Below are 12,466 nucleotides of genomic sequence, written 5' to 3' on the forward strand. Positions count from 1 at the left end.
AAAAAAAAAAAAGAAAAATATGAAAAAGAGAAATTTATTATTAGCAAGTTCTATTTTCCCAGCTATTATGGCTTTGGCGGGAATTTCTGCTGCGTGTCAAAAGAAATTTGACCAAGTTAATGATGGGAAACTTGTCATCAACTATGGATTTTCAAGCACCGGTGCTCAAGGTCGTGCTTTAGAAGAAATTGTTGCAAAATACAACGAATGAATTAAAAAACCTGAAAATCAAGGCAAAGGCTACATGCCAGTTGAAACAAAAACTAACCCCAACGGTTATTCAACTAACGATTTAGGAACAAAACTTCATGCCAAAGAACGTAGAACATTCTACAACCTAATGTTCAACTACCCTACTGCAGCTGCAATTATTGCTGAATATGACATGAACTTAAGATTTAAAGATGAAGACTACGAATCATATGGCCTTTCATCAGCTTTTAAAGATGTAAACAAATATATTGCTTACAACAAAAACAATGAAAAATGAGTAGTACCAGTTTCACGTTCATCGGAAATGAACGCTGTTAACCAAGTAGTTATTGGAAAACTTTTAAAAGCACTTAAAGATGACTATTCAGTTAAGTTTAAAGAAGGCAACAAAACATTACTTGAGAAGTATGTAAAAAATTATGAAAGCTCAGCTGATAAAACAACTGTTGATAGCATTTGAGATCGTTCTAAATTGGAAGATGGTGAAGCAAAAAACAAATTAAAAGAAGAGTTGAAAGATTATGAAATTTCAGACGATGTCTTCACTAATTATGTAGATCTAATCAAGTTATCTAACTACATGAAAAGAGCATTTCCTAAAGATAAAAGTTTATATGTTTTAGGATTAGACTCTGTTCCTAATGCAGTTTACGCTATGGCAAGATCAATTGCAAAGGGAGATTTGGCAAAAGAACTTGTTACCCCAGACGAAGCTTACGTTGGAACTGGAGGATATGACTATAGTTCATTCCATAGAAATCCAGATAGTCCTCAATACAAGTTATTCAAAAAACTCATTGACTACATTTTAGAAGGAATTAACACTGGTGCCGTATGAATCGGTGGTGGTGGAAGATACGGTTCAGGTAGTTTGACTAAACACAAACTAGGATTTAGTGTTGGCTCAACCGCTGGATACTATCATACCTTTGAAAAAGACGGTAGCAAAACAGTTACTCAATACAATGTTACGGGGCTAAGCGAAGGCATTAACTTGCCTGATGGCTCACTTAAGATAGCTAAAAATGGTAATTCAAGTGCCATCATGCAATACAAGTCTGGAACATTTACTAATAGTATTTTTCCAAGTACTTATACCGGAACAGTGGGAAGACATAATAAACAAACTGTCGATAGTAATGCAGACAGCCTTATTAGAGAATATGCAGATAAAGAAGATGCTTTCATAGTTTCGGACCCTGCTAATTTGAAAGTTTCAGGTTCGGATGTAAAAATTAAAAATGGTTCAACCGAAATAACTATTCCAGGTGCAAAAGCTTTAGGGAAAATATTTAAGAACGATAATAAAGACTATTACTTCATTCCAAAAGAATCAACTAAGTCAGCAACAATAGGTGAAGAACAAGTTGCTAACAAAAAAGATGTTGATTGAATCTCTGCACCTTTAAAAGCAAACAATAGTGGTGACGAAATATCAGCTATTACTGCGCAAGGCCCAAGTATTGTTGGAATTCACGCAAACGAAGCAGAAAATGAAGCGGCTAGAAAGTTCGTTAACTGATTCTTTAAAGAAAAAGTTGAATATACTTTTGGTAGCGAAAAGAAAACAGTTACTTCGTTAGAAATGTTCAATGAAAAAGGAAGTTATCTAACACCAACGAATGAATTCTTACAAAAGGATGCTAAAAATCTTAAACTAAATGAAGCGCAAAAATTGGCATTTGAAAACTTCAAAAAAGCCAACTCAGATAATGCTAACTACAAAATTGTTGAAGACGTGTCTTCAAAACTATCTGAATTGTTACGTTCAAATATCCAAAGTGCATTAACTAGCATGACTAGTTTGGTTGCAAACTCGGGTGAAATTGTTGATTTTACCAAGTTCTTAAACCTATTTAATGGTCAATTTAATGAACAGGTAGCTTAATTAAAATTTAAGTAACTACAGCTAAGTACATTGACGTGCAAATTGTACGTCTTTGTAATTTTTAGAGGATATTAAAATGAATAAAAGAAAATTATTTGCTGCTATTACTTTAGCGGCAACTGTGATAGCACCTGCAGCAATTGCGGTTTCATGCACGAGGACACCGACTGATGTTCTTAGTTTAAAAGATGTGAAGTTGAATTCAACATTTAATAACTTGAAATTTTCTGAATATCAAAAAGTGGGATCTATTTTTGACAAGAAAATAACTAAAAAAGTCAGAGATGCAAGCGGTACTATTGTCGAAAGAACAGCAAGTTTATGAGAATGATTTAGATATGCTGAAGGTGAAATTGTTAAGGTTAGTGATGGTGATACTGTTACTGTTAGAATCACTAAACAACCTTATTCATTTCCAGGCGAAACAGGAATAAAACTTCCAAACGAAGTAAGAGTTAGAATTCCATTTATTGATACACTAGAAGAACATGGTCACGGCGGTGTTGAAATAGATCCTGAGGAAAAAAGATTAGCATTGCAAGATCATGAATATGCTGAAAAGCTACTTCCAGAAGGATCAAAAGTTAGACTTATTGCCGATAGTTGAACAGATGCATCTTACGATCGTGTAGTCGCATCATTATTCATAGGTGAAGGATTTCAAAAAAACTTTTCAGTTGAAATGTTAGCAGGCGGCTATACTTTGCCTCGGCTAAATGATTCTACTAGGGGAAGTTTCACAACACAATTTGATGATGAATCAAAAATTAATATCTCTTCTTATATGCTTCCTTTTCTAGCATATGCATATAACGAAGGAATATATGAAAAACGGGGATTTTATAAGTCAGAAGTTAAAGATCCATATCAATTAGCTACTAAATATAAATCTCATGGTGAGGGTATTATTGAAACAGGTAGATACTTATTAAGTCAATACTATGTTAAACGTGGTTCAGTTACTGAACAAAATAATATTTTCAAATGACTTTTTAAAAAATTGAGTCTATAAAACTTAATTTAAACCAAAAATTAAAAACTATAAAAAGTAAAACAATCAACTAAATTTATTGAAAGAAGCAAAATGAAAAAAGAAATGCCAAAATTGGACGTTAGCCACGAAGATATTCATAATTTTTCAAAGCAGCGTTTTGAAGCAAAAAAAACAATTCCAGCGATTGAAATTAAAAACTTAGTTATTGACTTTGGGGATGCTGTTGCTGTTGATAATGCTTCATTTTCGATTCAAAAAGGCGAACTTGTAACTTTGTTAGGTCCTTCAGGGTCTGGTAAAACCACCACCCTTAATGCTATCTCAGGACTACTAAGACCAACAAGTGGCAAACTATTTTTCTCTGGTATTGATGTTACTAAATATTCACCACAAGAAAGAGAACTAGGGCTTGTTTTCCAAAACTACGCACTGTATCCTCATATGTCAGTGTATGAAAACATTGCCTTTCCTTTAGCTAACGACGAACATTGAAAAGATGAAACCTTAGAAAAATCAAAAATTGCTCAAAATAGCATTTTTACAATCCTATTAGAACAATACGATGTTAATAAAGAAACAATTGAAGATCTTAAAAAGAAATGTTTCTATACTATTGACAATCCCAAAGAAACTAAAAAATACTTAACCGAACTAAAATCAGAGTTAACTAATATTTCTGAAAATGAAAGCAACCGTTACAATTTCTTAATCAATAAAAATCTTGCTGAACTTAGCAACATGACTAAGAAGGTTTTAAATGAAATTAAAGAAATTCAAGTAACTTCAAAAGAAAAAATTCGCGACTCGCAAATTGATCGTGATGTAAAAATTTCTGCCCTTAAAAAAGAAATTGAAACCGAAAAAGTTCAAGGCCGTAAAGGATCTAGACAACTTGAAGAAATCGCGATGTTAAAAGAACGAGTTGCTGATAATATTAAAAGCATTAAAGAAACTTCAAAAGAAAAAATTAATTCTTTAAAAGCAGAATACGAAGAAGCTTATAAACAAGCAAAAGCTCGTAATAACGAAGACATAAAAAATGCTAAAGAAATGTATAAAACAAAACTTCGTGAACAAAAAACTAGCGAGCTTAACCACAAAATTAAAGAAGTCAACCGCCGACTAAAAATAGTTAAAAAAGACGCAGAAAATAACTACTCAATGGCAGTTAGTGAAGCGTTTGGACCAATTTTTGAAAAAGTTGGTTTAACATCAGGTTCATTCAATAACAAAATTAATAAATTAATTATTTTACAATCTCATGAAGTACAACAAAAAATCGAAATGTACTCAAAAGATGTGCTTACCTTGCAACAAGCCATGGTAAGAGATGTTTTAGAAGTTGCCCAAAGAGTTGAAATTACTAAAAACTTAGCAAAAAAACCAACCCAACTTTCAGGGGGGCAACAACAACGGGTAGCAATCGCTCGTGCCATTGTTAAAAAACCTAAAATCTTGTTACTAGACGAACCACTTTCAAACTTGGATGCTAAACTTCGTATCTCAACTAGAAAATGAATACGTTCAATTCAACAAGAATTAGGCATCACTACAGTGTTTGTTACTCACGATCAAGAAGAAGCTATGTCAATTAGCGACAAAATCATTTGCATGTCAACTGCGAGAGTACAACAAATCGGCAGTCCAATGGATCTATATCTAAAACCTAAAAATGAGTTTGTAGCTAAATTCTTAGGAATGCCTGAAATGACAATTTTTACAGCCGATGTTGAAAATGGCTATGTTGTAGTAGCAGGTAAAAAACTTGCTAAAGTTCCTGAAGGTTATACAAAATCAGAAATTCGTGTTGGTTTTAGAGGAGAATCTTTAGTCGAAGATGAAAACGGCACATTCACTGGTGAAGTTAAAGTTGTTGAATATCTTGGTAAAGAAATTCAATCGCAAATTTATCTAAAAAGCATTAACATGATTTCTAATGTGTTTTTAACTAAAAAATATCACTACGATATTGGAGAAACAGTTAAACTTAGTCTAAAAAATCTAGATTTACTGCATTTCTTTGATATTGATACTACTGAGCGTGTTGAATAATGAAAACATATTTTTGGAAAAAATATCGTGTTAAAAAAATTGGCGATAATCTAAGTGTTCTAAACCAAAAAACACCATTTTGAAAGCCATTTCTATTAATTTTACCTTCGTTTCTAACAATTTCGCTTTTCACAATAATTCCATTTATCTTGCTATTAGTTTACGCTTTTACTGTTAAAAGACTAAAAGCGGATGAAATATTAACACCATTTAAAAACTTTTCAAATGTGTTTAAGGATTATGGCTTTACTAGCGGACTTAGAAACTCATTTGTATATGCATTAACAGCATTGCCACTTAGTTTAATTATTTCTATTTTGATCTCAGTTGCAATTACGCAAGTGGTAAAAAAATGAGCAAGAGGATTTTGACAAACAGTGTTTTTCTTGCCATATGTGACTAGTGCTATTGCTGTGTCGATCACTTTTTATCAGATTTTCAAATCTGATATTACCGAACAAGGAATTATTAACTCTCTTCTAAAGAGTGCCAGACGTAGTCCAATTCCGTTTCTAACCGATCCAAATAGAGGATCTTGACTTGCTTTTATTGTTATTTTAATTAGAGGAGTGTGAGGAAACCTGGCTTTTCAAATTCTAATTCTAACAACCGCAATGCTTTCGGTTGATAAACAATTATATAAAGCAGCTTCGATTGATGGTGCAAACAAAACTAAGCAATTCTTTACGATTACTTTACCATCAATTAATAAAACTATTTCTTTCTTAATTACCATTGGAATTATTAATGGAATTAAGGTTATGCCACTAGCGTTGTTTAATAACGATTCAACAACTGCTATTAATAATGGCGGATCATCGCTAATGTTGTATATTTATGATGCTTTAACTAAGAAGGGAAACTATAGTCTAGCTTCAGCAGCATCAATTATCTTCTTTATTTTTGGAATTCTAACTTCATTAATCTTAAGAAAAACAACTACAGCAGTTTTCAAACTAGGAATTAAGATAGGAGAACGCAATGTCATTAAGAAAATTGAAACTAAGAAATTCGTGACAAAACCGATCTTTAAAATCTAGACAAGAGCAAATGGGGCAACCAATTGATAATGCTCATATTGGTAGTGTCATTTTAACTTGATCATTTAAAATCTTTGTTCTAGTATTATTTGGCTTGATCGTAATTTTTCCCTTCTATTTTATGCTTAGCCAATCGTTAGTGGATAAAACTTGACAAACAAGTCCAAGCACCAGTGATGCTGTACTTTGATTCCCACTTAAACACCCAAATGGAAACGGCCGGGCATTTCACTGAGAAAACTTCCGAGATGCCTTTACAAGTGGATATTTTGAATCATTAATATTCACGGCCTTTATTACTGCTATATCAGTTGTAGCAAGAATATTTTTCTCAATTACTTTTGGATATGCATTTTCAATTAGAAAATGAAGATTCAAAAGAGCATCATGATTGTTATTTCTTTCATTACTAGTACTTCCAGAAATTGCCTTATTATCAGGTCAATATAAAGTTGTATCGTCAATTCACTGAAATCAATACCCTTCACTTATTATTGGACTAATGATGCCATTTGTGGCCTCGGTGTTCTCTGGATTTATGTATCGTAATGCCTTCGAAGCCATTCCTGACTCGGTACGTGAATCGGCAATGATTGATGGCGCATCAGGTTTTAAATTCTTTGTTAGAGTTGCTGTTCCAATGGTAAAAGCAACCACTTGAACTGTCGCTATTCTAACTGCTCTTGCTTCATGAAACTCATATACATGAGCACTTGCTATCGCTGGTGAAAAAGGAGATGGTGGTAAAGGAGTTGTTATGAACGTTTGATTAACAACAACTGGGCGTTACCAAGTACCAGGAGATGAAACTACAAGAGTGCTTCTAAGCTTACGTATGGCAGCAACTGTGCTTGCAATTGCCCCAATGTTAGTAGTTTACTTCTTACTACGTAGCAGAATTATGAACGCAATCTCTAGACAAGGTAGAGCTGCTAAAGGATAAAATTTATGAATAATAATGACAACATTAATTTCAATTCATTAAAGAGATCACAATGAAAAAGAGCTCTTAAAAAAGGCCTTTCAATTGCTGGAATTTTATTAGTAGTTATTGTCGGCCTTATAATCACCGGTTTTGCTATTTGGGGCATATTTGGCATGTGAAGTGACTTCTAGCAAAATATTGATATAAATTTAAATAATAATAAACTAAAATAGACTCTAGAAATTTATTCATCGAATAAGTTACTAGAGTTTTTTAAATGTGTATAAAATTTATAATAAATCTAATGAAAAAGAACAATAAAATTCTTAAACTTGTAATGTCTTCAACGCTACTCATTGGTACTAGTAGTTTTGTTTTGATTTCATGTAATTCTAAAAACACAATTAGAATTTCATTGCCTTTCACTAATAATGATCCTCGTTATAAAACATTAGAAAAAATTGTCCATTATTACAATGAAACCATTGTTAAAAAAACTGAAAATATGCTTCCAGTAAGTTTAAATTCAGGAACGACAAGAGACAGATTCTACTACAGTCTTTCATTGCAATTATATGGAAAAGATTATAAAACACCTCACTTGGCCTTATACTATCCTAGCCTAGTTAATTTAATTAATGAATATAATAGGAATCTAGACTTTAGTTCGTTAATTTCAAATCAAAGTATATATAAAAATTTTCTTAGAAAATCCCCTTTTGATAGCAGTGGTAGTAATTTTATACTTCCACTTGCTATTAGTGGCGAAACGCTAATTATTAATAAAAGTTTGCTTGGTTATCTATTGAACCAACTTTTGGTCAAGACTAATAAGATTACAATTGCAAAAGAACCCAATTATTTTCGTGATTCGTTAGATTTTTTCCAAAACTTGCCGAATCAACAAAAACAAAAAATTGCCCAAAGTTGAAATCTAAACAATCTTAATTATGATTTTGATAATAATATCGTTTTAAACAATGATTATTTTAAAACATATGAAAGTCTTTTTGAACTTTCAAGTTTGATTAGTAAAATTACCAATAATTTATCTTCGCCTAACCCTAAGAAAATTTTTTATAATCACAATATTGCGAACATGTTTTATTCACAACTTTTTAATGATGCGAATGCAAATTTTGACAATTACTTTTTAAAATATTACAAAAATAGCAGCAATTTGAATTATCAACAAGTTTTTACTAAATCCTCGGCCGAATACCAAAGTCTTAAAAAATATTATGATTATCGCATGAAAGCAATTCATGAAAAATTAGTGTTTGTTCGTCCTAAGAATCCTGCTTCTATTAATTTTAGCGAGCAAACTTTGTTTTCAATTGCTTCTACACGAATCTATGAGATGCTTAACAATGAAAATAATAAAACTTCTCTAGCAAACAATTTCATTTACACAAATAGCCCTTTAAAAAATAACAGCAAACAAAGTAATTCGTCTTTTTTAACACAAGGGCTTTATTTAATGGGCATTAAACATAGCGACACTGAAAACAAACAAACACTAAAATTTGTTGAATGGTTTTATAATACCAATTTTAAAGATACAAAGCTAACGGGGGCCGAGTATTTTGCTAAGCAAACGAACTATGTCTTTCCGTCGAATAATTTTTTAAATTCTTCAAAAAAAGATTTAAATGTAGCAAATACGAACTTGTCTAGATTAATAGCACAAGCTAACTATGATAAATCACTAGTAAATTTTGAAGAACCTTTTGATAGTAAAAGTGATCTATTTCGCCATTCAATTGAAAGTATTATTAAAAATATTGTCTACTCTTACGATCAAAGTAAAACTTATGATTTTCAATGGTTCATAGATAAATTAAAAGAGCTTAACTTTTAAAAAAAAAAAAAAACTAGAGCATTTTTAGTGCTCTGAGTTTTCTTATCATATTTTTACTCTTTTTTCAGGAGCTAAATACATTGGATCTTCTGGACTAATATCATAAGCTTTGTAAAAGCCATCTGAGTTTTGGATTTGAATATTAGCTCTTAGTTTAACTGGGGCGTGTACATCAATGTTAAGAAGCATTTGGGCAAATTGGGGACGATATTTTGTTCTCCAAATTGTAGCGAAGTTTTCATAGAATTTTTTAGGATCAAAATCCTTTTCTAAAGAAGCGGCTTCATAAGCACAAGAAACTCCGCCGGCATCAGCAATATTTTCCGAGACAGTTAACTTACCGTTACATTTTCCTGCTTCAATGGTTTTGCCATTAAATAGCGCAATCATATCTTTTGCTTTATTTTCAAAATTCTTTTTATCTTCTTCGGTTCATCAATTGATCATATTCCCGTTTTCGTCGAAATTGGCACCGTTATTGTCAAAGGCGTGTGAAATTTCATGAGCGATAACAGTACCAATCCCTCCGTAGTTTACACTCGAATTTTTGCTTCCGTAGAATGGTTTATTAAGAATAGCAGCTGGAAAAACAATATGGTTGTTGTTAGGACTAAAGTAAGCATTAACTACTGCCGGCGACATGCTTCATAGTTTTCGATCAACTGGTTTTAAATATTTTTTGAAGTCATATTCTTTAGCAAGCGAAATAAAATCAAAAGTATTTAGTAGTAAGTCGTTATAACCTTCATATTCTTTAACGCGCATATCACGATAATATGTTTGAATTTTTTCTGGATAACCCACATGAAGTTCCATTTTATTTAGTTTAACAATTGCCTTTTCTTTAGTTTCTTTGCTTAGTCAACTATTATTTTCTAGTCTCTTTTTATAAATTGCAATCATGCTTTTGATCATGTGCTCAACATCCTCTTTAGCTTCCTTGCCAAAGTATATTTCACCATAATAAAGCCCAAATGGAATTGAAAATGTTTCAATAGCAGTGTCAATTGCTACTTTTTTCTTATCTTTGAATTTAGTAATCCCTGAAATCGCCATACGGTATATAGAAGAAATTTTCCGAGCATCATCATCCAAGAATGGCGCAAATTTTACTACAGCATTAACAAATAGGGCTGAGCGATATAAATTAAAAGTATTTTCATTGTAAAGTTTATTTAACCCGCTTACGAATTTAGGAGAAACGGCACTAAAATCAAAAACTTCTTGGCCGACTAATGCTTGTAGAATCTTGTTAATATTTAGAACATTAATTGATTTTTGAGCTTCTTCGGTAGTAATCATATTGTATAGTTTGGTAAATTCAGCGCCTTCTTCAGCACTCAAGGCAAACTCTACACAAAGGCGATCAAATTCAAAAGTTTCATCAATTAATTTTTTAATTTTATCCTTGTTGATACGCAATTTTCTTAGTAATTTTTCTACCATAGTAGCATAAGTGTTTAACAATGCTTCTGATTTTTCTTTATCATCGTAATAACCTTTTTCTGGCAAAATGATTTGAGCGTCTTCTAATCAAACTATTTGTTTTTCGCTATCTTTGAAATCTGGTGAAACAGAAAAACCAAGTGGCATCATTAGTCCTAGGTAAGTAAATTCACGATAGTTTTTTTCGAGATCTTCTCATTTTTTTAATGATGAGATTTTCTTAAGTAGTGGTTTTAATGGTTTCATGCCATTTTTCTTACGAGATTCTCAATCGCTTAAAAGTTTGTAATATGAAACCATTTCCACTAAGATTGGTTGATCCTTAATTAAGTTTGGATTTTCTTTTCAATCATTAATTAGCTTGGATTTTAGTTTTGTTAGTTTTTCATCAATTTCATAAAATGATCCTCATCCCACACGATCATTAGGAATTTTATGAGTACTTAGTCAACTGCCATTAACTGCTTCATAGAAGTCTTTTTTGATTAATTCTTTATTCATAGTATTTGTTTTTTCTCCTCTATTCTACTTTAATATACATTGTATCGGAATATTTAATTTGCATGAGTTGTACGTTATCGTTTTGGTTTGTTATTTCATAAATAATTGGAATTTTTTTATCATGCTGTTCACATGCTTTAATTAACAAGTTAAGTTCCAATCAGTTCCGTGAATTAGTTAATTTTGTAATCATCTGTTTTGAAATAATCAAATATTTAAATTCGCTTTCATTGATAATTTCACGAATTTGATTACTGAACTCGCTGACTTTTAATGCCATTTTTACGCCACGGCTAGCTAAAGTATTGAACCTCTTAATCAAATAAGTAGAGCTATCAATGCTATTAATCGTTATAGCTTGAATAACATTAGGGAATTGAGTGCTAATTTTTTTAATTAAGTTGTCATTTAATGATACGAAGTTGGGCTCACTAATACACATGATTCTTTCGTAATTTTTTTCTTCAACCGAAGCTAGAAGAAATTTGTTTAACAAAGCCATTTCTAGTTTGTTAATTAGATTGGTGTTAGCAAAATTACTAATAAAGTTCTTAGTTCTTTTTCTTGTTATCATAACTGGACTAATTAATTTAAGATCAACAAGTTCATTTTTACTATTAAAAATATCAATTTCTTCAAAATGTAAATCTCTTTTAATTGCTTTAAGACCTAGTTGATATTTATTCTCAAATTTAGTGTATTCTTCTTGCTTTAATATTTCATTTTGAACAAAGTGTCTTTGCTCTTGAGTATTGAAATTGTATTGATTTAGATAACTAATTAAACATTCAAATTTATTATGATTTTTAATATTGGCTATTAGGTTTTTAGGAATATAAACTACTTTTTCAACAAATCTAAGTAATGCGTCATTATTGTCATTAATTTTTTTAAATATTAGCTCTTGTTGAATCTTGTTTAGGGAAGCTGGAACTTCAAGAAAAACCGCGCTAGTGTTGGATAACAAATTGAGGCTAAGAACATCAGATGCGTTTTTGGTTGCTAAAAAAGCTGCCAATTTATTAGTGAGTGAATTAATGCTGCCAATGTAGTGCGGATTCATTTTTAAATATAGCAAATCATTTGGGCTCTTTTTTAGAATAGCAATGTATTGCTCATCAAGTTCAGAAGTCTTAATTTTAGCGAGATTAGGATTTTGAAGACTTCATTTTAATGTCCCAAGAAAGTTTTTATTTTCAATTTCTTCTATTAGCAATGTTAGATAATAGCTTTCTTTTTCGTTTTCAACGATCATATTAAGTTTAGAATTTTTTTGTTGGTTGTTAAAAACATCACTCAAAATAACTTGATCATTTTTATTAAAAATCTTAATGAAATCTGCTATAGTAATTCACTTAAAAATTGAAATCCCGGTAGCTTTTAAAAAATGTGGCAATAAGACATTTTTATATTTGATATTGCCTGTTATTTTTAGCCGCTTTTTTTCTAAATCAATATTTAAAATAATAGTGTTTTTATAAGTTGGCAAACTTTCATGTTTTTTTCTAGCCATAACAAAAATAACCAAAATAATTAGGCTAATGAA

The 12,466-nt window shown here is 31.2% G+C and carries 9 protein-coding genes; 7 read left to right on the forward strand and 2 right to left on the reverse strand.

Annotation, left to right across the window (positions count from 1 at the left end; translation table 4 throughout):
• The first annotated feature begins 19 nt into the window (after window positions 1-19).
• From EXC42_RS03000 to EXC42_RS06550, 7 genes are all read left to right on the forward strand, one after another.
• Window positions 20-2,101 carry a P68 family surface lipoprotein gene (locus tag EXC42_RS03000; RefSeq protein ID WP_129648982.1) on the forward strand — a complete coding sequence of 694 codons (2,082 nt, stop codon included), beginning with the start codon at window positions 20-22 and terminating at the stop codon, window positions 2,099-2,101.
• A 76-nt stretch (window positions 2,102-2,177) separates the two neighbouring features.
• Window positions 2,178-3,113, forward strand: coding sequence for a thermonuclease family protein (locus EXC42_RS06525; RefSeq protein ID WP_012498516.1), 936 nt, complete (start codon window positions 2,178-2,180; stop codon window positions 3,111-3,113).
• Window positions 3,114-3,185: 72 nt separating this feature from the next.
• Window positions 3,186-5,147, forward strand: a complete 1,962-nt coding sequence (locus EXC42_RS06530; RefSeq protein ID WP_012498517.1) for an ATP-binding cassette domain-containing protein — start codon at window positions 3,186-3,188, stop codon at window positions 5,145-5,147.
• Window positions 5,147-6,187 carry a carbohydrate ABC transporter permease gene (locus tag EXC42_RS06535; protein ID WP_012498518.1) on the forward strand — a complete coding sequence of 347 codons (1,041 nt, stop codon included), beginning with the start codon at window positions 5,147-5,149 and terminating at the stop codon, window positions 6,185-6,187. The genes EXC42_RS06530 and EXC42_RS06535 overlap by 1 nt, the downstream gene beginning before the upstream one ends.
• The gene (locus EXC42_RS06540) at window positions 6,129-7,130 is read left to right on the forward strand and encodes a carbohydrate ABC transporter permease (protein WP_012498519.1); all 1,002 of its coding nucleotides are present in this window, start codon (window positions 6,129-6,131) and stop codon (window positions 7,128-7,130) included. Before EXC42_RS06535 ends, EXC42_RS06540 begins: the two co-directional genes overlap by 59 nt.
• 5 nt (window positions 7,131-7,135) lie before the next feature.
• Entirely contained in the window at window positions 7,136-7,303 is a 168-nt protein-coding gene (locus EXC42_RS06545) for a hypothetical protein (protein WP_012498520.1), read from the forward strand.
• 113 nt (window positions 7,304-7,416) lie between these two features.
• Window positions 7,417-8,973, forward strand: a complete 1,557-nt coding sequence (locus tag EXC42_RS06550; RefSeq protein WP_012498521.1) for a P80 family lipoprotein — start codon at window positions 7,417-7,419, stop codon at window positions 8,971-8,973.
• A 42-nt stretch (window positions 8,974-9,015) separates the two neighbouring features.
• Here EXC42_RS06550 and EXC42_RS03030 read toward each other — a convergent pair whose 3' ends face one another.
• The gene (locus tag EXC42_RS03030; RefSeq protein ID WP_012498522.1) at window positions 9,016-10,920 is read right to left on the reverse strand and encodes a M13 family metallopeptidase; all 1,905 of its coding nucleotides are present in this window, start codon (window positions 10,918-10,920) and stop codon (window positions 9,016-9,018) included.
• A 19-nt stretch (window positions 10,921-10,939) separates the two neighbouring features.
• On the reverse strand, window positions 10,940-12,433 hold the full coding sequence (locus tag EXC42_RS06555; RefSeq protein ID WP_129648985.1) for an MHO_4530 family protein: 1,494 nt from the start codon (window positions 12,431-12,433) through the stop codon (window positions 10,940-10,942).
• Window positions 12,434-12,466: the final 33 nt, after the last annotated feature.

Source organism: Metamycoplasma arthritidis, from assembly GCF_900660715.1.
Classification (GTDB): Bacteria; Bacillota_I; Bacilli_A; order Mycoplasmatales; family Metamycoplasmataceae; genus Metamycoplasma; species Metamycoplasma arthritidis.